A 23440-nucleotide genomic window follows, 5' to 3' on the forward strand; every position below is an offset into this window, starting at 1 on the left:
TTTCAATCCAAAAGGAAAAGCGGGATGATACGCACTTTTATACTGCTTTTGCTTTTGGGTTCACTAAAAACTTATGTGCGCGCCCAGGATATCGCTTTGGGACAATGGCAATCTCATTTCAGCTACAAGTCTGCCCTGCATATTGTTGAAGCAAAAAACAGACTTTTCTGTTCGTCCTACAACGGACTTTTCAGCATCAATCCCACCGACGACAAGGTTATTGTTTATTCAAAAGCCAATGGCCTGAGTGACGTCGGGATCAGCAGTATGGCTTATGATTCAACAGAAAATCTTCTCCTGCTTGCCTATCGCAACGGAAATGTGGATCTGGTATATTTAGATGACAAAGCTCAGCCGGAGGAAATAATCAGCTGGCCTTTTTTACAAAATGCGACTGATTTGCCTGAAATAAAACGGATCAGCAAAGTGCTTTTTAAAGATCAAAAAGCGTATTTGAGTACCAATTTTGGGATCGTTGTGGTTAATCCCAAATTGCGGGAAGTTGTGGAAACTTACCGGTATATCGGTCCTGGTGGCGCCGAAGTCCAGGTCACGGACATGACTTTCACCTCTGATTCTCTTTTTGCTGCGACTTCACAGGGGCTATTAGGCACTTCGCTGAATTCCAATATCAATCGCCAATATTTTGCCAATTGGAAAACCATCCCAACGCCTTTCAAAGCCATCTCGATTTCCTATCAGAATAATGGTTTGTATGCAGGTTTTGGCGGCCAGGGAATCTTCAAAAAGAATAACGGGATGTGGGATTTAATCTATGCTTCCGGTAGCTCCAGCAGCTCGTTTTCGCGAAATATGGCAACTTTGTCAAACAGAATTCTGGTTTTAGGTAAAGACAAACCCGATGTCTATGAAAATCCCATTTTCCGTTCTTTGCGGGAGTCCATAATTTATAACACATTTTTCTGGACGGCAGATGCTCAGCAGGGTTTATTAAGCAACAAAGACGGCGCGTTTAAGTCTTACAGCCCAACCCAGGGAGATACGACCATTACGATAAAAAAAGATTCTGTCATCACAGATTTCAATGGCCTTGTCTGGACACGGCTACCTACCTATCTGGGCGGAGGTATTTCAGTAAAAAATCCGAATAACAATCAGCAACGTATTCTTTCCGTAGCAGCCGGAAACGGAGGACTACCTTCGTCTGCAATCAACAGCCTGGCGATCGATACGGACGGATTCATCTGGTTTGCAAGCGACCGTGGTGTGGGATATTTTTATCCGGATGAGATATTAACCGGCTCCCGGCAAGACGCGATATTGCCTGTCTACGGTCAACGAAAGCTTTTTTCAAATGAACGTTGTAACGCCATAGCCATCGAGCCAGGTAACCGAAAATGGATCGCAACCAACAACGGATTATTTCAGTTTACTGCCGACGGAACTGAACTTATAAAAGAATTCAATATCGACAATAGCCCGCTTCCGTCAAACCAGGTCAGGGATCTGCTCTTTGAAAATGAAACAGGCTTGCTGTTTGCCGATACACCAAACGGCATGGTTTCTTATCGGAGTGATGCAACCACGGCACAGGAAAATCTTTCAGCCATTACCATTTTCCCCAATCCTGTCCGGCCAGGTTATGAAGGAAATCTGGGTATCAAAGGCCTGACAGATGACGCCGTTGTAAAAATAATTGATCTTTCCGGGCGCCTGGTTTACGAAACCCGCTCACAAGGTGGAACCGCATCCTGGAATCTGAATGACTACACGGGCAGAAGAGCCAAAGGAGGTATTTATTTAATAATCATTGTATCTTCCGACAGACGTGAGAAAACTGCCGGGAAATTTGCCATCATCAACTAATTTTCCCTAACTAAATTGTAAAATAACGGACGTCTTCTGACAGGTCCGAAAATCAAAAACGAAATGATATCCCACGAAAACCAACCTTATATCATTGGCATAACCGGCGGCAGCGCCTCTGGCAAAACTTTTTTCATGAAATGTCTGATCGACTCTTTCAGGCCGGAAGATGTCTGCCGCATTTCACAGGATAACTATTACCGCCCGATTCACGAAATACCAAGAGATGAAAACGGTGTAGAAAACTTTGACCTCCCCGAAACCATCGACCATCACCTTTTTGCAGAGCATATAGCCGTTTTACGTGCCGGCCGTGAAGTACAGCAAAAAGAATATACATTCAACAATCCGCTGATCAAGCCGGAAATACTGGTTTTTGAACCACGTCCGATTATCATCGTCGAAGGGATTTTCGTGTTATATTTTCCGGATATCGCCCGCCTTATCGACCTGAAAATTTTTGTAGATGCGAAGGAACACGTCAAAATAAAACGTCGCATCATCCGTGATAACAACGAGCGGGGTTATGATCTTGATGACGTCCTGTACCGTTGGGAGCACCACGTTGCCCCGACTTATGACAAATACATACTACCCCTCCGTTCAGAAGCAGACATGATCATCAACAACAACACACGTTTCGATACAGGTCTGGATGTGCTGGTTGGATTTTTGAAAAGGAAGTTGGCGGAGAGATCCAGACCTTAACCATCGAAAAGTATTTGGATCAATAAACAAAAATAGGATGGCTTATCTTGACTTTCTTACTGGTCTCAAAGTTTGTGACTCGAATGTCACTACCCGTTGGACAAAATTTGAAAAAAGTGCATTCAGAATACTGTTTTTATTTTTTTGCCTTCAGATTCTACCAATTGATCCTTATTATTTAAAAATGCTGCGGATGTTAAAAATATCTTCAATAGGTTATGAAGACATTTTTAACATCTCCCATTATTATCCCAGATTTTTATTTGACTCAGATAAACAATCAAATTGGCTGATCCTCATATCAATCCTATTGGCAGGAGATTTGATATGGAGTTTTTTAGATAAAAGATTAGAGTACAATAATCTCTACTACTGGCTGAGAGTAGTACTTCGGTACCGCCTTGCTGCAGCCCTAATCGCATATGGCTTTATTAAATTAATTCCAATACAATTTCCGGACCCCTCCATAAGCAATCTAAATACCAGTTACGGCGACTTCACCGCTTGGAAACTTTTGTCAATGAGCTTAGGAATCGTACCGAAATATGAGTCCCTACTGGGTTTGATTGAGATTATTGCCGCCTTGTTATTACTTAACCGAAAAACAGTTCCCCTGGGGTGTATACTTATCATTTTATTTACTGGCAATGTATTCATTACAAACCTGGCCTACGAAGGAAATGAATCAGCTTACGCGTTGTACCTGCTTATCCTAGCCTCTTTTTTACTTTGTTATGATGCTCCCCGAATCCTTACTTTGCTAACATCTTCAGTACGTGTACAACCAGGTTTATTAAGGCTAAACCTCACAAAAAACTGGCAAAAATATTCACGTTTTTTTTTAAAATCTGTTTTCATATTTTTCTTCATATTCTTTTACGGGTTAAAAATAACAGTAGCACGGGTAGGATACCAATATCCAAACTCTGCCGGTTTAGCAGCTTTGACAGGTTTTTATGACGTCAAAGAATTTCGGGTTAACGGTTACAAACATCCTTATTCCCTAACCGACACGATTCGCTGGAATAATGTCGTTTTCGAAAAATGGCCCAGTGTAAGCATCGGTACAATTGTCGATTCAGTGATTGATTCAACGTATCTTGATTCAATACCAAAACTTAACAAGAACCGCAATTATGAATTCGCCGGTTCGGGAGGCAGACGTTATTATCAGTACGAAGCAGACACTCTTAAACGCACGCTTCTCGTTTCAAACCGTAACAGACACTATGAACATGATATCATGTTGTGGCATTATGATATTGTAAATCCATCACAAATAAAAATTTCATATCTGAATACAGACGGCGACAGCATATTTGTCCAATTAAACAAAATCAATAAAAAATATCTGCTTTACGAATCGCAAAAAGTTGATCGCGCCCAAGGAATTAGACTCTAAGCCCCAGCCCCTCCATTTTAAACAAATGTTCCAATGCACATAAATCCGGACTTCGATTTGTCAAAACGGGATGCGCTTAATCCTGAATGGAAAACCTCTGCCTTGATTTCATTTAGAATTGCTTTCGTGTTTTTCATCATCCTTTCCGTTCCAAATAATCTTAAGTGGTACACGGACGTTCTTTCAATCGACTGGACAAATCTCCATTTTTTAGATCTCTACTTTACAGCACGTTTTGAATCAGGTCTCAAATTCCTGGACCCCTATATTCTCAGACATACATTTGGCTTTTCATCCTGGCTAACCTCCCTGGCAGTTTCAATCATCGCGGGTTTAGTCTGGACTTTTGTGAGTTGTGCAAATAAGCAAAATATCGAAAACTACAACTTACTGTATTATTTTCTTAGGGTTATCGTTCGATATCGGGCGGCAATAGGCATCATAGCCTTTGGTTTCACAAAACTGCTTCCTGAACAAATGCCCTATCCTTCTCTTGGGCTTCTTAATACAAATTTTGGCGATCTTACCCCTCAAAAAATATATTGGCTTTCAATTGGTATTGTTCCTTTGTATCAAATATTTGCAGGAATTGTAGAAGTGCTTGCGGGAATACTGCTGCTTTTTCGATCTACTACCAGCTTGGGCGCTATTTTGTTGTTTGCCGCACTTTCCGATATCTTCTTTGTAAATCTCGCCTACGACGGCGGCGTGCATGTCTATAGTGCCTATTTCGTTTTATTTGCCAGCTTTTTACTTATCAAGGATATACCTAAATTGTATCATTTACTTATCTTGGAAAAGGTAACTTACTCAAACAACTACCATCCCAATATCTTCAATAGTTGGCTGAAATATTTGCGGTTACTTGCTAAATCAGGCGTGATCATTTTATTTATATTTGTGCTTGCCAGGTTACAATGGGTAAGTTTCAAATACGATCCCTTTAAACAGCCGTCAACACCGGGAGTGAAAATGTTAAGAGGAAATTATGTAGTATCCGATTTTCGGATTAATAATTTGACAATTCCTTACTCGCCAGTCGATTCTACAAGATGGCAATCTGTCACGTTCGAAGAGTGGTCCACCATGACTTTAAGAGTAAACAAACCTGTACCTATTGATTTAACAAATGGAAGCAATAGCTTAATGCAGGATATCTATCGTACATATGAACTGACAGGCGTTGGTGGTGGATACAGAGTATTTCATTATTTCGCTGATACTATTAATCACGACCTTTACTTGCAGGATAAATATGAAGTAATTTTAGAAAAGAATAAACATCTTTTACCTTCAGGCCCTCTGGCCTGGTCCGCAAAAAATAAAGTATCAAAATACGACGACAGCAATCCCGACTCCAACTGGATCAGCAAAAAAGCCTGGCACAACATCGGAGATGAAAACAGGAAAATTGATGCCAAAGCGATGTCTTCAAGAAGAAGCAGAGAGTTTGCCTACAAACCTCGAAAGGAAATACGGGATCGTATGGTATTGAGCTATAAAACCAACGACGGCTCTCAAATAATTTTGAAAGGTCTTGATGTAAATCAAGATTCAATTTACGTAGAACTAACGAGAGTAAGCAAAAGATATATGTTACCTAAAAATAAAATCACCTCGGGTAAATATTAAGTTTTCTGTTACTTAATCACGAAAATCCGTCAATACTCACAATTGGATAAATATATTACAAACAATTTAAATAAATAGCTTATTTTTGTTATAACATGCAGAAAATTAACCTTTAAGAACTACATTATGAAGAATTCTACTATAAGTAAGTTTATCATAACATCCCTTCTCGTTATGATATTCGTCCATTCCAAAGCGCAGTGGACTTACCAGAACACCTCCTCATGGATTCCTGATCAGGATTATGGCCAGCCTTACGTACGTATAGCAGTCACAACCAAGGGCTTGCAAACCGTTTCATCCACTTTTTTAAGTGCTAAAGGGATTCCCACTATCACAGATGCCAACAAAAATAAACTGCATTTGTATCATCGCGGTAAGGAGGTTGACATTATTAGTGTAACTCCGGGTTCCGTGGGTTATGATATCGTTTTTTACGGTGAACCAAATGATGGAGCACTCGATTCTTTGTTATTCCGCCCTATTACGGCCCGTACGAATATCTATCATAGCCTGTACACAAATCAAGGCTCTTACATGCTAACGCTCAGAGAATCAGATCCGGACAAACCATTTGCTGAGTCATATACGGAAACTGGCAACGTGCCAACTCCTGAACCATACCACTTACAAACTGACGTAAAAGCCTACACCGGACATTTCTCTCAAAGTGTGGCATTGAGTGCGCCATACTTTTTAGAAAGTTATTACCTTGATGGAAAAGGCTGGACCGATACAATGCGCGTTGCCGGACAAACATCTGAGCAAAAGGGCATTTTTAGAATGAATTTTAAAAATCGTGTTTACGTTCCTTCACTACTGCCAAAACTAGATTTAATGGTCTATGGAAGAAGTGGTACTGCGCACAGTGTCAATGTCTCCGTCGGTAAAGATTACAATACGTTACGTCTTGGCACTAACCTTTCCGGTTTTTCAGATTTCACGACAAAGAAAGGCACTTTCCAGATTGTATTTCCTGAACAAAACCCTGGCTCAGCCGATATAAACGCAGACGGGTCCGGTGTTATTCAACTTAGATCTACTTTTGCAGCGAATAGCGGTGATAGCTATTCTATGACATACTACCGTTTGACCTATCCTCAGTCATTTAGCATGACAGGCGTAAATACTGCCTACTTTAATCTATTACCTGCAGCAGGAAGTCTTAGCCGTGTAGAGGTTCCAAACTCCCCTGGTCAGGAAAGAGTCTTTGATTTGACCGATAAGGATAAACCAAAAGAAATTAAATTTACGGCCGGCGGATTACTGAATTTAACCATTCGACGTTCGGCAGGCCAATCGATGCCTGTATTGGTAACGAATCAGTTTAATACCATTGGAGCTGGCCAGATTACCGCGCTGACATTTAAAAAATATGACGCTTCTGCTTCCAATTACATTGTAGTTACTTTCGCTAGTTTGTTATCATCTGCTCAGACTTATGCCGATTTCAGAAAAAGTGCGGTTGGCGGAGGGTATAACACCCTTGTAGTGAATGTACAGGATATTTACAATCAGTTTAACTATGGTGAAACAAGTCCATTAGCACTACGTCGTTTCTTTGACCATATGATTCAAGGCGGTTCAGAAAATCGGAAAAAGCACATTTTCCTGATTGGGAAATCGATCAGTTATCCATCCGGATATGAGAAACTTGTGAAGGACATTGATCCTAACGACCTACCTACTTTGGGCTATCCCGGATCTGATTTTCTTTTGGTTGAAGGATTGGGCGGAGACGCTCAAGACGTACAGTCTATCTCAATTGGCAGGTTACCTGTAACAACAACAAACCAAGTTTCTGATTATCTTGATAAAGTAAAAGAATATGAGTTGGCCAGCAAAAATGGTGACACCTGGCTTAAGGAAGTTCTGCATTTAAGTGGTGGGAAATCCGATTTTGAGATCACTGATTTCCAAGGTTACCTCTCCAATATTGCCGGAAAAGCGACAAGTGCCGGAAAAAACGTTACCCCATCGGCGAAACCGGGAACTACAGACACTCCCATTGTAAATTCAGTTATTACAAAAATTAACAACGGAGTGGGTATGATGACCTACTTTGGACATGGCTCTCCGTCTGCAACAGACTATAACATGGGATTTGCCACAACTGCCGGAGGTGTCGTTGTAAGCGGCGGATATTCTAACGCAGGTAAATATCCATTTATGTATTTTAATGGGTGTGGCACAGGTGACATATTTGCTGTAAGCTACAATTCACTAACCCAGGATTGGGTCACTGCAAAAAACCGGGGAGCAATTGCGATTTTGGCTAACTCTTACATCGCTTATGTAAGTTCTTCCAATACTTATGTGAAGGCATTGTATAACTCATTGTTCACAACAGCGAGGTTGCCAATAGGGGAAGTACAAAAAACCACCTCTAAAGCGATACGTGCTAATTCTCCATCGATTCTGGATATTCAGAATTTACACCAGTCTGTACTTCAGGGAGATCCTGCTCTTTATATTTTACAAACGGATAACCCTTTGCCAGTCGACCTGATATCATTCAAGCCAATTCTGGTGAATAATCAGGTAAATGTCACCTGGAAAACAGCGTCTGAAACCAATAACAAAAACTTCGTTGTTGAAAGAAGCGAAAATGCTAAAATGTTTAAAGAAATCGGTTATGTCGAAGGAAAAGGAAACTCTTCGGTTGAAAACACATATTTGTGGATTGATAATGCTCCGTTGGTGGGTGTAAATTATTATCGTTTGAAACAAATTGATTTTGATGGAAAGGTAAGTTATTCACGTATTGAATCTGTTAACCTAAAGAATGGAGATCTTGTGAAAGTGTTTCCAAATCCAACTGACGATTTTGTGGAAATTGAATTAGCAAATTCAAAGGAATTATATTCCTGGCATTTGATTAATTCCAAGGGACAGGTTATCAGCAGCGCAGCGGACGGTTCTAAGAAAATTTCTCTCAAAAGTGCCCCAACCGGCACCTATGTGTTGGAAATAATAACGAAAGACGGTAACGTTCTAAATAAACAGATATTGAAAAAATAATTCTTTCGTAAAAGACAAAGAGTATACATAGAAAAGGTAGGAATACGTTAAATATCTATTCTTACCTTTTCTATTTTTACACACATATTGAATCACATGAATCAAAAAGTATACAACTCTCTCTTCATCTATTTTTTTGCGTTACTAAGTTTCATTAGTGCAACAGATATTAGTGCGCAATCCATTACCAACTCCTGGATCAATACTAACCAACCATATGTTCGGATCGCGGTTCAGGAGAAAGGTATACAGCGTGTTCCTTTTTCTAAATTGACCGAAGCGAATTTCCCTGTCTCAGAGCCCACCAAATTTCACCTTTATTACCGTGGTACTGAAATTTCTATTTTAAGTTTAAACAATAATGAATTGGTATTTTACGGAGAGCCAAACGATGGAGCGCGCGACTCCTTATTGTTTCGCCCCATGAGCTCTCGTACAAACATTTACCACAGCATGTACTCCAAGGAGGGATCATATTTCCTTACGGTTGACTCACGCTCTACTTCGTTGGCAGAAAAATACTCCGAAGCCACTAATACCTCATTGGCCCCTGAAACATACCATTTACAAAAAGATGTAAAATTTTTTATTGGCCAGTTTTCCCAAAGCCCAGCGTATATCGAACCCAGTCTTTTGGAAAGTATCTTTTTAGACGGAAAGGGCTGGACGGACACTTTAAGAGTTTCAGGTGAAGCATCAGAAAATAATGCACGATGGGACTTTCAATTAAAAAACAGAGTTTCTGTTGCCTCGGTACAACCAAAAATTGAATTGTTAATTTATGGCAGAAGCAACACTGGGCATAGTGTACAGACTTTGATAGGAAAGACCAAAACTTCCTTAAGAGAAGTCAATTCTCCGTTAAATTTCAGCTTGTTTACCAGTAGAAAGACTGAATTCCCTTTACAGGAAACTGACATCAATTCTGATGGTAAAGGTGTTTTGGGGCTTCGTTCGAAACTTAATGGTGTGAAGGATACTTATTCTTTGACCTATTGTAATGTCATATACCCACAAAGTTTTGATATGACCGGACAGGTGACCGCCACATTTAATCTCTCGCCAGGAAAAGCGACACTTAGCCGAATTCAGATCCCAAATGCACCTGCATCCGCACGCGTATTTGATTTAACGGACAAACTACATCCTAAAGAAATAACAGGAAGTTTCAATAATAACACGTTAGAACTGACTGTCAGGCGTAAAACCGACCAGGCATTAACTTTGTTTGTAACGACCGAAATAAAAGACCTTGCCGCAAACAAAATAAGTAATATCAAATTCACGAGTTACATACCTCAAAATTATAATTACTTTATTGTTACAAATACTGCATTACTTACAGCTGCGCAGGCCTATGGCAACTATAGGGCATCGGAAGCAGGCGGCAATTATAAACCACTCGTTGTGGATGTAAAAGATATCTACAATCAGTTCAATTACGGTGAACCCAGTCCATTGGCAATCAGGAAGTTTGTAGAATTCATGCTATCGGATGGGAATGTTAACAAAAATTTACTGTTAATTGGAAAATCTACAAGTTATGCTTCGTTAATAGAAAAAACCCTAAAAGAATTACCCGGAGATGTACCCACTGTTGGATATCCCGGAGCAGATATTTTGTTGGTCGATGGCCTTGCTGGGAGCCCCAAAGACGTACCCGCAATTCCAGTGGGGCGCCTTTCTGCTCTTACAGCCGAAGAGGTTAACCATTATCTCGATAAAATAAAGGCATATGAGCAGGACTATACAAATGGTGCTTGGAGAAAAAAAGTCCTCCATGTCAGTGGCGGAAAATCTGTATCAGAGCTTACCATGTTGAAAAATGCACTGTCAGACCTAAGCCCGGAGGTAATCGCTGATGGTGGTTCAGTTGAGGCTGTCGTAAAACAAACGCTCATAGAAGTTGAAAAAGTAAATATAAGTCCACAGGTAAATAGTGGGATTGGATTGTTAACTTATTTCGGGCATGGCTCTCCTACTGTAACAGACCTGGACATGGGTTACGCGTCCGATCCTCAAAATGGCTTTAATAATAAGGATAAGTATCCGTTGATGTATTTTAACGGTTGTGGAGTTGGTGATATCTTCGCGAGCTGGAGTAATACTCTGGCTTTGGATTGGTTATTTGCAAAAGAAAAAGGCGCAATTGGCGTAATTTCAAACTCACATTACAGTTATTATTCCTCGACAAAGAAATATCTTGATGTACTGTATTCTGATCTGTTTGACTCAAAAAGTCCCGTTAAAACGATTGGCCAGGTTCAGCAGGAAACAGCAAAAACAATAACTACTTCGAATCCTTCATTATACGATATAACCAATATTCACCAATCAATTTTAATGGGTGATCCAGTGCTCAAAATTTTCAGATACGAAAGTCCTGATTACTCCGTTAAAAACTCTGAACTATTCATAAAGTCCAAGAATCAGGCAATATCTCTTGCTAAAACGGATTCAATTATTTTTGGAGCTGTAATTTCCAACCTTGGTAGATTCGACGAACAGCAAAAAATTCCGGTAAATATCCGTTTGCAGTACAGCAACGGGCAAGAATTAGTGAAAAAAGTCACGATCAACTCTATGATTGGAGAATATACTTTACAAATTCCGTTTGTAAATAGTAATGTGTTAAGCAAAATCGAAATCACCCTTGACAGCGACAATTTGTTGACAGAAACGACAAAAGCCAATAACAAAGCCGAACTGTTAATTGACTGGGATGCAGTAAAGGAGCTTTCTACTTATCCCAAAGAGTTTTTTGCAGATTTGCTAGCGCCAAGGTTATCTGTTTCATTTGATGACCGGATAATTAAAAATGCAGATATTGTTGCTCCAAATGCTGTCATAAACATTAGCCTGACCGATGAAAACCTTGTAAATGCTGACAATAGTAGCGTTTCGATTTATCTGAAACCTTGTAATAACGACGATTGCAGCTTTCAAAAAATAGCTGATGATAAAGTTACTATTCAAGGAACGAGTGAAAAGATAATCGAAGCAAATTATCAGCTTTCCAATTTAGAACCAGGAATATATGAGCTTCTCGTAGTAGGAAAAGATTCGAAAGGCAATGTGAGTAATTACCAGATTTCTTTCAAAGTGTCCACCGAAACACGGGGATTGAAGGTAATTGCCAGTCCGAATCCAGCTATCGACTATGTCAAATTCTCTGCAGATTCTTATGACATCAACAATCAGTTGGATAAGATAAGATATTTAATATACACATCATCCGGAATTCTTGTTGAGGACAACGATGTGATTTCAGTGAAAGCTGGAATAAATGAATGGTACTGGTTCCCAAAAACCTCTTCTGGCAATTATGTTTACAAAATAATTTTCACTTCAAAAGATCGTGAAGAGATTGTATCCGGCAAAATTGTTTTGTTGAAATAAACCTTTTGAATGCTCCAGCGATCGATTTCAATAAAAAAGAGGGCTTGATCGCCCTCTTTTTTATTGAAATAATCACGATAATCTCCAAAATTATTCAAGGACCAGTGTACGAATCTTCGATGAGCCTGACTCCACTATCTTTTGACCAATACAATCATCATCCTGACAATACACGAAATCAATATTTTCCTCGTACAAAATCCCATAATTGAAGCCATAAACAATATTTTTCTTAACAAGGCTTAACAAAGTATCTTCCGGTTCCTCAGTTACCGTCATTGTGTTTTCAATCGGCTTCCCTAAAATATTTGAGGCAACACCAATATCCTGATATTTTCTGAGCACCGGATCGAGTGTATTATATGAGTTAACATTCCATTCTGTTGAAGGATTTATTGGTACAATTAGCGTCATAAAAATCTTATTATCAATGGTGGTCAGAATTTTATCCGGATATTTTTCAACAGAAAAACTCTTTATTAACTCCCAGGAGTCGGTAGCCTTTGATCGCTGAGATCTTGTCATCATATACGTAGTGGTACCAGCAGAATTACTATTTACAGCAATTACTTCGTCCTTTTCCTGATAGTCTTTAAGTGTAGGCTTGCTTTGAGATGCCAAGTAAATCTCTTCCTTTACATTATAGATCCAAGATTTTCCGCTAGATAAAGGATAATAACTCGATGCATCCACAGTTACACTATCCTTGTCTGAACAAGAAGTTATCGCCATAGATAGGAAAACTAATACTAATAGTGGTGTTAATTTGTTCATAATTATTTCAGTTATTAAAATTTGTCAAGCCAAACAGAAAGAGCAATGGTCCTAAATACATAAAAGCCAGCCCTTGTATATACTTCATTCGATTGATTATTATTAGCCAATAATTCACAGGATAATCTAAATTTTCGTTTATCCACGTATTTCCAAACAAGACATGAGTCTTCTAAATATGCCTCACCTTGTGATAATAAACGTAAAGTCGCCAGTCGACTATATAAAATAAAATTCGCTTTATTTGTTCGCAATCTTATTTCTTCCGGCAAAACATCACGCATTCCCTCCCTTAAATGTCCTCTGCCGTAACCCTTCCCAAATTTAACAGACATGGGAACCGACATAGAAAACTCATACAGGTGGCGATCGTAAAAAGGGAATCTCAAACTTATACCATAGTAATTTCCCAAAGCGTAATATTGTTCGCTTATTTCAATCGCAGGTTTGCTATATACGTCTTCAAAATTAAACTGATACTGGTGGGATAATGTTCCACGAAGTGAAGTGGCCAAATCGGGTATCTTATAGTTTCCATTGGACAAATCACATTCTTTATTGAGTATCGAGTTTGGTACCTTGTTACGAAAAAACAATTTACCCAGAAGCGTTTTAAAGCCTCGCTGTACAAAGTACCCGACCGGAATGTCAAGATTTTTACAAATTTTATTTAGATAAATGATAAAATCAAAGCCTGTAAGTACATGAAATTTACCAGCCAGTACCTTATAAAAATAATTTCTAATAAAAATGCTGTATTTCTTATCTGCCGAAAAAGACTCCCAATTAGTATATAAATATTTTAGAGAAACAAGTCCAGATCGCTCCCGCATGGCTTCGCTCAACAAATCCCATTTTTCTTCCGCTAATAGTTCGCCTAAGTACTCATCGATACCATGTCCAATAATACTGTCACCATCATGTCCAATCAATAGAATTTTAGATTTAGTATTTATTGCCGCTTCTAAAATCGAATTGTGCTTTGCTGACGAAAGAATCATACACTCCGGATGCCCATAAATTGAAGTATGTAAAATCAGTTTGTCAAGATCAGATTCCGAAGGTTGGATTTCGTGATGACAACATCCAATATGCTCCACAACCTTGTCGACGTACTTTCCTTCATTGGCAAGCCGTGTTTTTGTCTCAACATAAAATGAATGTATCTCTTTCTCGGCACCTAAATGTCGTACTTCGCAAATGATCGAAGACGAATCCAGCCCCCCGCTTAGGTGAGAACCAACTACATCAAATCCAGTGACAGCCATTTCAACAGACTTTTTGAATAAATCCTGAAATACCTTCCCGTATTCGGTTACGGTGCTCAAATAAGTCCAGCGATTTGGATTGAGCTTTAAATATGGTTCTGTAAAACTGTTATCGCAAGTAAAAGTTGTGATATGGCCACAGGCAACAGTATTGATCCCAGAATAAAACGTCTCCTGGGTAACAGTTCCATTGGCCTCGCTGAAAGTAAGAAATTTCGCCACATGTCCAGAATTAACTTCGGGAACATAATAACGACCGCAAATGCTAATTAATGAATTAAGATCTGTTGAGAAGGCAAGAAACTTACCAGGAAGATGATGATAATAAAGCGGTACGACACCAAAAGCATCTCTTACCAAACTAACCTGACGATCTTTTTCATCATAAAATACTGAAAGAGAATAGCGACCCTTTTCAGCATCCGATACCTTTGCATAGAAGCTACTAAAATCATCTATGTAATCTGATTTTAGCGAGATAACCTTACCAAGTTCTGTTCTCCCACAAATAAGATAAGGTCTGTATTCACTTTCTCCGGCAACAGTTTCCTCAACAGATATAAATCCATTTGAAAAAACCAATGAATCAACATTTTTGCCTAACTCTTTATTATAACTGGCAAAGGCATCATTAAAATAGATAAAACCGTCAGCAATCACAAGGTTATGCTTAAATGTGAAAAGTACTCAATACAAAATTGACTTTGTATTAAGTACTTCAAGAGGGGTAGATATCAAAAAATCACAGGATTTAATGATAGATGAGAAAGAATTATTCGGTTCCTCCACCACCAGCTCCAAAACCTGGAATTCCACTATCTGTAGAACTTCCCGTTTTTAGAGTCAACTTACTTACTTTACCATGACGCTTTAGTTTAGGCGTAGAGTAAGTAGCTCTACCGTTACCATTTAATGTCTGTAGTGTCTTCATAGTGTTTGAACAAATTGTAACTGTATATTTAGAAAAATTATTGCAAAAATCATTACTTCTCTAAAAGTAATTTCAAACAAAAATAATAGGTTTTTAAAGAAAAACAACGTTTTACTTCAAACACCTATATTAATTGGGATCTAGCTTATTTATTTCAACACAAAATACAAAAATAAAACCAAATATAACTATTATTATATAACATACTTAGTTAAAAATGGAAGAGAATGCAAAAAATTACGTAGCATAGCCATAGGCACTGCTCCAAAATCTACCCTCGCTTACTTCATTTTATTATTTTATTAAGTTAAATGAACCAACGAATCACCTCAAATTCAAGACTTCTGCTTTTATTCAGTATTGAGTACGATAAATTATTCTTGAATTCGGTCGAGACAATGAGATGTCCTGACCGAATTCAAGAAAACAGAAATATTCTAAAACTTCACGATCGTTTTGGTGTAAACTTTATTTCCTGATACGACCCGAACGATATACATCCCAGGCGCTTCGTTTTTAATATTTACCGACAATTCTCCCTGATCCTTAAATTTTCTGTTATAAAATTCAGTTCCCTTAAGATTGGTAATCTGGACAAATCCCTCTGAAAGTCCTGCCACTCTGACATTGAAAATACCATTGCCCGGATTCGGGTACACCGCGTTATCCGCAAGTGCAATCTCTTCTTTTGGGCGAGGAATATTGTAAGTGACAACGGGTCGTTCCACGACTGCCTTTCTAGCTGCGTAATCATTCGTACAGTTCTCGATGTAAGCTCTGTATGTCGAACCACCGATTGCTGTAAATCCGTCAGTCATCAAAACCTCATCGCCCGCATGATAAACAGCTTCCGCATTCGCATTTACAGTATTGGTAGCCAAAATACGCGCCGAAGCCTGCTGATGATCCACTGATACGGCATTAACTGAAGAAACGATGTTACGATTTGCGACACATTCTTCCAATCCTGTCACAATAACAGAAAATCTTTGTCCATTCGAAGCCAATGTCCCTTTATGATTAACCTTAAGGATGTAAACCTGCCCCGCAACCGGACTAGGAATTTCTATCTTTTCGATATTGTCGCGATCATTATCTCCCTGAATGGCTGGGCCGGTAACGTTTGAAAGATCTAGTTTCCAGGGGTAATAGGTCGTTCCGTTGGATATAACTCTCAGATCTAGATCATTGACCAATTGAGGAGTAGGATTGTTATCACCAACAGAAATGCCCGGTAGGTCAGTCCAGCAAATAGTGGCTACAAGAGGTTCATTCCCAGATGCGATGAGCTCTCTATTGTATAAACTTCCGGTAGCGAGAGAATCTTCCGAAATTAGGGATGTTCCACCGTTATTGGTAATGGTCTCAGCCGACCTTTTAGCATTAATCAAACCCCAACCAAAAGTAATATCTGGTCCCGGATTCGAACCAGCTTCATCCGCAGTATGAAGTGCAAGGCCCTTCACCGTCGAAGAACGCATAAATTGATGATTAATATTAACGTAGTGCTGTTGTAGAAGCATAAGAGCTCCCGTGACCGTTGGTGCTGATAACGATGTTCCCGTACCATTAGTATAGTCATTATCTCCTCTGGCAGCCACACATCTAACATATGATCCGCTTGCAGAAATATCTGGTTTTACGCGATAATCATCACTAGGACCTCGACTTGAACTATTAGCGATGATTACAGAAGATGGTCCGGTATAGTCTAAAACTTCATTGGTATTTGAAACAGCAATCCCGTTCTTTGAAGTAGCAAGATAACTGAGCTGGTCAATTGGACCACCACCATTTCCACATGCAAAAATTGACAAATAGTAAGGAGCGTCGGACATAATGACATCAAACCCTCTAGACCTTGAATCATACCAACTTCCAGTTGTAGAAGGTTCTGCATTGGACCCATAAGAATGATTAGACAAAAGTAATCCATGTGCAGCTGCAATAGCGACTTCACCGAGATCATCTGAAGAGTCATATGCATCTACATTACCTTTAAATGCTGCTCCTTGACCTTTACCATAGTTCACCGATCCAAAATAAGCGTCGGAATTGTAATCACCAGAAGCAATAATTTGGCCGGTCACAAACGTTGGATGAGAATAATCGTTAGCTAAAGTTGAGTGAGTAACAGGGTTAAAAATGCTGGTTGTATCTATCTGACGTACACGACTCTCAAAAGCTTGGTGGGTTAGCCGAACCCCAATTACATCCCATACTCCTGCTGTTATACTTTCCCCATGAACATTCAAACCTAACGAGCCTCCAGTCCACAATGTATTAGCGCGAACAGTGACATTTCCTTGACTATCTAAGGCTTCGTTGTAAATTGGTTGTAAATCCTCAGTAACACCGATTAATTTTTTAGTTCCTGTCCGAGTATTTACTACAATTGGCCAAGACTTCGCTTTAGCAATTTCCATGGCTTTTTTTTTGTTTTCTTGGAATTTTACGGAAAAATCTCTCCCCAAATCCACCAACTTCTCAACTTGGGTGTATTTTTGAATTTCTTTCACCTCTGCTTCCGTTTGCGCAAAAACTAAATAAGGAGCAACAAGAGGCAAACTAAAAACGATTATTTTAAATAATTTCATAATTGATTCAAGTTTAGATCTTAGTGCTATTTCGATTTTTCAACCAACTTTGAAACTATTACTTTTAAATCATCTAGTTCCGTTTTCAAACGTAACGCTTCAACGTTGCGAATTTTTAATTCTTTGTCTTGTTCTATCACATAAAGTGTTAACTCTTCAATCTTCTCCTGCTGTATTTTTATCATTTCACCTACATTTAGGCCATCTTTTTCCACTTTATTTGCGGAAGGTACATTAGGTAAATGCCCATTTTGGTTAATAAACTCTTCAACTTCTGATAAAGAATTTAAGTCATAATTCTTTTCAAATACGTAATCTGCCCAGCTTGTCCTTACCCGAACTTCTTCTGCAAGTATTCCGCCCTTGACAAATAGCTTATACGCACTAACGTCGACACCGCCGACTGAGCTTGGAAAAGTCGAGGTTCCTATTCCTATTTTACCGTTAAAAACTAGTTTTTTGTCTGAGAAATCACCGTAGATAAGTGGAGCAGAGGTAGAATCATTTGAAATGTAAAGTTTATTGCTTCCAAGTTCTTTATAACCTGCTCTATATCCGATAAAAATATTGCCATTTCCAACTACGTTGGAATTCCCAGCCAAGTATCCAAATGCGACATTGTTTGAGCCTGTCAAGTTATTATTGGCCACGCCGTTACCCACATATGTATTGTAGTTACCGGTGGTTGTACCGAATCCAGCAGAATTTCCATAATAAACATTCTGCGCCCCGGTTGTGTTGTTATATCCAGCAGCATAACCTGTAAAAACATTCAGTCGACCTGTTGTAGTATTATAACCCGCAATTCCTCCTAAAAATATATTTCTGTCTCCAGTGGTATGAGAATATCCGCTCTTATGCCCTAAAAATGTGTTCCACTTACCTGTTGTGTTAGAGTATCCGCTATATGCTCCATAAAAAGCGTTTTGCTCACCTGTGGTTACAGCACCAGCTTGATAACCAACGTAAGTTCCTTCACTTCCACCAGTCCCAGCCCCCGTCCCATCGTAAGTAACCGTACCATTAACAGACTGTGTACCGTCAGTCCGTGCTGATCTCAGAGAATCGCTTTGGGCATTAACCTTTCCAAATAAAGCTGAGGCGATAAGAAATAAAAATGCACTTCTCTTGAACTGTAAATAACTGTGTTTCATTTTATTAATGTATGTAAAAGTATCCCTACTCTGTTAAGGCTTTTCGGGGGCCGCCGTATCTTTATGTTGTAGAAAAAAGTCCTGAAAATTGCACATAGAAATCCCACCGCACATAAAATGCGTGATAAAGACTTGTTTTGAATGGTGGGTTATACCGGTTAGCATTCCGTGTTTGAAACGCAAGTAAACCGGCAGGAGATTTTCATAGGTTGAGAATAATCGCAAGCTAATATATACTACAATAATGTACAAGTAGTTTTATTGAAATAACAATTTATTGATGCTTATTAACGTTTGAAAAAGTATATTTTGAGCTAAAACTTAACATAACGGTGGAGCAAATACGAAGTGAAACATGTCATCAACGTATATCAATCATCTGGCACTTGCTTTTTATAATCATATTTCCAAAAACCGGAATACTTTCTTACAAGCTAAACCCACAACATAAATAATCCAATTTATTACTTATATAACGAATCCATTTTAAAATATTTTAAAATGGATAATGCGCTGATAATAAGCACAATAAAAAATATATAACTTTCAGGGAACGATTTGTACTATTTAGCGGTACTAATTCTACATTAATTTCGTTTATACCGAAATCAGGAGACCATAAAAATTGTAAATTTTACATATTAGCCCCCATGAGCATGAAAGAACGTATTGTCAAAATATTAAATAATTTTGGCGTGGATAACAGTGCTGTTACTGATAACGCAAACTTTATGAAAGATTTGGGATTCGATAGCCTGGATACTGTTGATTTGATGATGCAGCTTGAGCAGGAATTTAATATCGCCATTCCTGACGATGATTACGCTAAAATTGTAACCGTAAAAAGCCTGGTAGAATATCTGGAAGAACGCCAGAATGTATTGGCATAGTTAGTTTGGGCCTGGAATATACCTCTTTATAAGCCAGTATCGTCACATACGGCACTGGCTTATAAAGACCTCCCCGTCACCCATTTGTTGGAGTTGGCAATTTTAATCGCATCTGCTTTGCTTGACACTTCAAGCTTCCTGTAAATATTCTTGATATGACTGCGGATGGTTTCTTTACTTACATACAGATCCAGCGCTATTTTAGAATAACTTTTCCCTTCTGCAATACTTTGTAAAACCTGTGTTTCCCGTTCGGTTAAAGGAGAATCCTGTTGTTGGCGGAAAGACTGTACTACCATTCTCGCAATCGATAAACTCATCGGCGCTCCGCCCGCCAGCGCTTCATCGATGTTCTGGACAATCTCCGAAATATTTGAATTTTTAACAATATAACCGCCGGCACCTGCACACAAAGAGCGAAAAACCTTCTCGCTGTCTTCCAGCACGGTTATAATCAGCACGATACAATTTGGCAATTGTTTTTTGATCCGTACCGTACCGGCAATCCCGTCCATACCGGGCAGCTCGATATCCATCAGCACAACGTCGGGCTGGTCCTGATCCAGATTTGCCAGCGCATCTTCACAATTGCTGTACAAATTCATCACTTCATATTTTTCGATGGTATCCAGCACGGCCCTGAAACCTTCTCGTATGGAGACATTATCTTCAATAATAGTAATACGCTTCTTCATGATTTCCAGTTTGTTGCCTATTCAAAAATTGTAAAATGAACCGGTGCTTCCAGTTGCAAACGTGTCCCCTTTGAACTACCATATACATTCAATTTAAACTGGTTATCCCGGCTTCGCTTTTCCATATTTTGCAGCCCGTTATGTAAAATGGCCTCATCAGGCTCCTTCCAGCTCCCATCATCCTGCAACGAAATACTGACATGCTTTTGATAAACTGCCATTTCCAGAATCACTTCCCTGGCACCGGCATGTTTGGCCACATTGGTCATCGCTTCTTTAAAAATAAAAATAATATGTCTGGAAGCAAATGGCTGTAAATGTGCAGATTCCTGGGCAGAATTAATGGTTACATTTGCTGAAAAAGCAATATCAAACTGGTTATAAAATATTTGCCCAAAGGAAGTCAGGTATGCGAAAAGCTCCTGCGGGTCGTCGCTATTGTTGTTGACACTCCATAAAAAATCACGGCTGGACGCATAGAGCTGATCACTGTTCGCGATGATGTTGTCCACAATGGACAGTACAGACGACTGATCTTTCAGTTTTAATTTCAACACGGCGGCCTGTCTGGTAATCGCCGACAACATATTCCCGGTTTCATCATGAAAATCGCTGGCCAGATTTTGACGCATCGTAGACAATTGCTGCGTCCTTTCTTTTACCGCCCGGTCCAAAAGATCGATCCGGATGTGCTGCTGTTCCCTTATCTGTAAACGCGCTGCGTCATGCTGCTCCTGAACAAACCAAAAGAAAGTCCCAAAAAAGATTGTAAGCACAATATGAGATACCACGGCATACAAACTCTGCCCGTTGGCTTCGGGCACCGAATAAAATATGATGGTGATGGAGATGATGTTCAGCACGATCATGCAGAGACCTATTTTACGGTTAAACCAAAAACCGGTCAGCAGGAGCAGATACAACGTGGTAACGGCAGGAGAATCGATCGCACCGGTTTCCAACGTATCGGTGATGATTACAAAATAACTCGTCAGCAAGGCCAGGATTAACGGTGGCCAGTAGATCCCGTAGAATTTCAAAGAAAATAACGTACATATCCCCAAAAACGCCATGGCATAATAACCTATCAGCGGCGGCGGAAAAAATGCAAGCGGAATTGGCAGAATAAGTAACAATGCCGTAGCCACAATGGCACCACTTACGATGGTACGCACCTGATCGTATTCCGGATGCAATTGATTTCGCATTTCGGGTGTCAGAAAATAATGGATCAGCTTCTCGGGTATCATCTTTATAATTTTAACAGGACAAAATTAACCAGCCTTATTACATTTTAGTGAATATCGATCTGTGGTTTCGTAAAATCCCCCAATATGGGTGATTGATTACCGCCATTTATGCGTCTATTTTTGATTCCTCAAAAGTAGCGGACAAATACATCTTTTTTTATCCAATGTAGTGGCCGCATCATGATCCATGAATCTTAATTTATTCTTGAATACCCATATCTGAAATCCTCCTCTATCAGCCCGTTGGGCATTAAATAAGTCGCTGGTAGTGTAAAAACTGCCAGCGAATAAGTAGTTCCGGAGATTTTGGGAGGATTATTATGAACGAGTATCATCCAGAATATTCCAACATCCAATTTCCCACCGATGTCAGACATTTACAGCCAAGTATCTGCTACACGATGTTCAGACACGAAAGCATATCATTTTTTTTCATTTCAGTGTCGACAAATTCAATAAATTTTGTCGATTTATTTCTACTAAATCACCAATATTTTACTACCTATAATCTGATTTCTAATTTTTAACTTTACGCGACAGTAAATATTGAATGCAGTATTTATCGACCATACACACTGATATTAAAGCAATTAACACACACTATTTTTTTTACCATGCGCCATAATACACTTATAAGAACCGAACGAAAGATATACATCCTCCTCAATTATGAAACAGTCTAACATTTTCACTTATGTCGAGCTTTCCAAGATGATAGAAAGCCTTTCGATATCTGGTACTTCCGTAAAACTGAAAGAACGCCTTAAAGCACAGGCAGCTTATTTCAACATTCTCGACCCTAAATATTTTTCAGAGCAGCTTTCTCAGGAATGGGAAGAAATCGTTGTGTTTATCAAAAAAAGGGGTTCTCAGCTAAATGAAGAAGGTAGAGTCGTGGTCAATGCTGTGGCCAATACCATCGACTATCTCACCGAGGATGAATGCAACGACTTCGTCGGCCGTCTATATAATCTGCATGATAAATTGAAGAGTGAATTTGCCTGAGATCTGTTTTTAAAATTCTCTGCATCCATTTCTACCAATTTATCATACTTATGAAATCTACCTCTGCAAGAAATTATTTTCTTTCGGTATTGCTGTGCCTTTTCGGCGCTGCGTCCGTTCTCGCACAACAGCGAAAATCAGAAATCAGCCTGGAAACCAATATTCCCTGTGAGCCAGCCGCTGATTACGACGTTATAAAAAAAGGCGAAACAAAATGCCTCTCAGGAAATATCACCATTACTTACCTGACATTGCAAGGCGGCACTTTGATTATCAGCGGACAAGTCAGAATCAATAATCTTTCCATTAATAAGGGCACAATTCTCGTTACAGAGACCGGATCAGCGATCTTACCTGCGCTGATTTTCAATGGCGATGTTACGCTGAGTAATCATGGCTCGGTGACGTATATGGGAAACGTAATGTTATCCAATGGCAATAACCATATCCTGAACGAAGGTCCCGACTCCAGGATGAACTGGGGATCGTCAGAATTAAATTTTGCAAGTAAAAAATCCACTTTTGTGAATAATGGAACGGTGGATATCGGTACCTTGCGGCTTAATTCCAAAAATGGGAAAGTAATGCTGGGAAAAAACTCACTGACCAACGTCGTAAACCTTGTCAATAACTATGATAACCGGGTTTATGTTTTCGACGGTACGGCCAAATTAACCCAAACGGGTTATGCACAATTGTCAAAATCATTAACAACCAGTGCCGGGCTGATCATTTGCCCCGGTCCTGCCTCCGAAATGAAAACTATCTCCGGGAAAACAAGCGGTTATGGCAATGCCAATGTTATGCAAAAAGGCTGTACTTCATTCCCGGCCTTAACTTCCTACTAAACAACTTTACTCACCATCCGACCTGAGGACAGCCCCAGG

General features: G+C 39.4%; 15 protein-coding genes. 9 read left to right on the plus strand and 6 right to left on the minus strand.

All coding sequences use genetic code 11. The features are described from left to right. Positions 1 to 24: 24 nt before the first annotated feature. The 6 genes from M1L62_RS05135 (at position 25) to porU2 (M1L62_RS05160) (ending at position 11989) form a co-directional block, all read left to right on the plus strand. Positions 25 to 1827, plus strand: a complete 1803-nt coding sequence (locus tag M1L62_RS05135; RefSeq protein WP_254411929.1) for a PorZ beta-propeller-like domain-containing protein — start codon at positions 25 to 27, stop codon at positions 1825 to 1827. A 63-nt stretch (positions 1828 to 1890) separates the two neighbouring features. After that, positions 1891 to 2535, plus strand: a complete 645-nt coding sequence (locus tag M1L62_RS05140) for a uridine kinase family protein (RefSeq protein WP_254411930.1) — start codon at positions 1891 to 1893, stop codon at positions 2533 to 2535. Positions 2536 to 2572: 37 nt separating this feature from the next. Continuing rightward, the gene (locus tag M1L62_RS05145) at positions 2573 to 3937 is read left to right on the plus strand and encodes a DoxX family protein (protein WP_254411931.1); all 1365 of its coding nucleotides are present in this window, start codon (positions 2573 to 2575) and stop codon (positions 3935 to 3937) included. A 57-nt stretch (positions 3938 to 3994) separates the two neighbouring features. Beyond that, the gene (locus tag M1L62_RS05150) at positions 3995 to 5569 is read left to right on the plus strand and encodes a hypothetical protein (protein ID WP_254411932.1); all 1575 of its coding nucleotides are present in this window, start codon (positions 3995 to 3997) and stop codon (positions 5567 to 5569) included. Positions 5570 to 5695: 126 nt separating this feature from the next. After that, positions 5696 to 8590, plus strand: coding sequence for a putative type IX secretion system sortase PorU2 (porU2, locus tag M1L62_RS05155; RefSeq protein WP_445439638.1), 2895 nt, complete (start codon positions 5696 to 5698; stop codon positions 8588 to 8590). 96 nt (positions 8591 to 8686) lie between these two features. After that, on the plus strand, positions 8687 to 11989 hold the full coding sequence (porU2, locus tag M1L62_RS05160; RefSeq protein ID WP_254411934.1) for a putative type IX secretion system sortase PorU2: 3303 nt from the start codon (positions 8687 to 8689) through the stop codon (positions 11987 to 11989). A 90-nt stretch (positions 11990 to 12079) separates the two neighbouring features. On the opposite strand, the gene M1L62_RS05165 is transcribed toward porU2 (M1L62_RS05160), so the two are convergent. The 4 genes from M1L62_RS05165 to M1L62_RS05180 form a co-directional block, all read right to left on the minus strand. Continuing rightward, a complete protein-coding gene (locus M1L62_RS05165) occupies positions 12080 to 12763 on the minus strand; it encodes a hypothetical protein (RefSeq protein WP_254411935.1) in 684 nt (227 codons plus the stop codon). 14 nt (positions 12764 to 12777) lie between these two features. Continuing rightward, the gene (locus M1L62_RS05170) at positions 12778 to 14691 is read right to left on the minus strand and encodes an asparagine synthase-related protein (protein WP_254411936.1); all 1914 of its coding nucleotides are present in this window, start codon (positions 14689 to 14691) and stop codon (positions 12778 to 12780) included. A gap of 708 nt (positions 14692 to 15399) precedes the next feature. Beyond that, complete coding sequence (locus M1L62_RS05175; RefSeq protein ID WP_254411937.1) at positions 15400 to 17559, minus strand: S8 family peptidase; 2160 nt, start codon at positions 17557 to 17559, stop codon at positions 15400 to 15402. A gap of 26 nt (positions 17560 to 17585) precedes the next feature. After that, positions 17586 to 18713 (minus strand): hypothetical protein, encoded by a 1128-nt coding sequence (locus M1L62_RS05180; RefSeq protein ID WP_254411938.1) that lies wholly within the window; start codon positions 18711 to 18713, stop codon positions 17586 to 17588. Between the two features lie 656 nt (positions 18714 to 19369). Here M1L62_RS05180 and acpP point away from each other — a divergent pair. Next, complete coding sequence (acpP, locus tag M1L62_RS05185; RefSeq protein ID WP_254411939.1) at positions 19370 to 19603, plus strand: acyl carrier protein; 234 nt, start codon at positions 19370 to 19372, stop codon at positions 19601 to 19603. Positions 19604 to 19662: 59 nt separating this feature from the next. Here acpP and M1L62_RS05190 read toward each other — a convergent pair whose 3' ends face one another. Further along, complete coding sequence (locus M1L62_RS05190) at positions 19663 to 20298, minus strand: response regulator transcription factor (protein WP_254411940.1); 636 nt, start codon at positions 20296 to 20298, stop codon at positions 19663 to 19665. 17 nt (positions 20299 to 20315) lie between these two features. Next, the gene (locus M1L62_RS05195; protein ID WP_254411941.1) at positions 20316 to 21548 is read right to left on the minus strand and encodes a sensor histidine kinase; all 1233 of its coding nucleotides are present in this window, start codon (positions 21546 to 21548) and stop codon (positions 20316 to 20318) included. A 669-nt stretch (positions 21549 to 22217) separates the two neighbouring features. On the opposite strand from M1L62_RS05195, the gene M1L62_RS05200 reads away from it, so the two are divergent. Both M1L62_RS05200 and M1L62_RS05205 read left to right on the plus strand, forming a co-directional pair. Continuing rightward, a complete protein-coding gene (locus tag M1L62_RS05200) occupies positions 22218 to 22553 on the plus strand; it encodes a hypothetical protein (RefSeq protein WP_254411942.1) in 336 nt (111 codons plus the stop codon). A gap of 50 nt (positions 22554 to 22603) precedes the next feature. Next, the gene (locus M1L62_RS05205) at positions 22604 to 23401 is read left to right on the plus strand and encodes a hypothetical protein (protein WP_254411943.1); all 798 of its coding nucleotides are present in this window, start codon (positions 22604 to 22606) and stop codon (positions 23399 to 23401) included. Positions 23402 to 23440 lie beyond the last annotated feature (39 nt).

The organism is Dyadobacter diqingensis, assembly GCF_024220585.1.
Lineage (GTDB): Bacteria > Bacteroidota > Bacteroidia > Cytophagales > Spirosomataceae > Dyadobacter > Dyadobacter diqingensis.

What these genes read in the sequence shown, in the direction of transcription:
- M1L62_RS05180 (WP_254411938.1), bottom strand. Translation starts at nt 18,713, where the DNA reads ATGAAACACAGTTATTTACAGTTCAAGAGAAGTGCATTTTTATTTCTT.
- porU2 (WP_254411934.1), top strand. Translation starts at nt 8,687, where the DNA reads ATGAATCAAAAAGTATACAACTCTCTCTTCATCTATTTTTTTGCGTTA.
- M1L62_RS05205 (WP_254411943.1), top strand. Translation starts at nt 22,604, where the DNA reads ATGAAATCTACCTCTGCAAGAAATTATTTTCTTTCGGTATTGCTGTGC.
- M1L62_RS05175 (WP_254411937.1), bottom strand. Translation starts at nt 17,559, where the DNA reads ATGAAATTATTTAAAATAATCGTTTTTAGTTTGCCTCTTGTTGCTCCT.
- M1L62_RS05165 (WP_254411935.1), bottom strand. Translation starts at nt 12,763, where the DNA reads ATGAACAAATTAACACCACTATTAGTATTAGTTTTCCTATCTATGGCG.
- M1L62_RS05190 (WP_254411940.1), bottom strand. Translation starts at nt 20,298, where the DNA reads ATGAAGAAGCGTATTACTATTATTGAAGATAATGTCTCCATACGAGAA.
- M1L62_RS05200 (WP_254411942.1), top strand. Translation starts at nt 22,218, where the DNA reads ATGAAACAGTCTAACATTTTCACTTATGTCGAGCTTTCCAAGATGATA.
- porU2 (WP_445439638.1), top strand. Translation starts at nt 5,696, where the DNA reads ATGAAGAATTCTACTATAAGTAAGTTTATCATAACATCCCTTCTCGTT.
- M1L62_RS05135 (WP_254411929.1), top strand. Translation starts at nt 25, where the DNA reads ATGATACGCACTTTTATACTGCTTTTGCTTTTGGGTTCACTAAAAACT.
- M1L62_RS05140 (WP_254411930.1), top strand. Translation starts at nt 1,891, where the DNA reads ATGATATCCCACGAAAACCAACCTTATATCATTGGCATAACCGGCGGC.
- M1L62_RS05195 (WP_254411941.1), bottom strand. Translation starts at nt 21,548, where the DNA reads ATGATACCCGAGAAGCTGATCCATTATTTTCTGACACCCGAAATGCGA.
- M1L62_RS05145 (WP_254411931.1), top strand. Translation starts at nt 2,573, where the DNA reads ATGGCTTATCTTGACTTTCTTACTGGTCTCAAAGTTTGTGACTCGAAT.
- acpP (WP_254411939.1), top strand. Translation starts at nt 19,370, where the DNA reads ATGAAAGAACGTATTGTCAAAATATTAAATAATTTTGGCGTGGATAAC.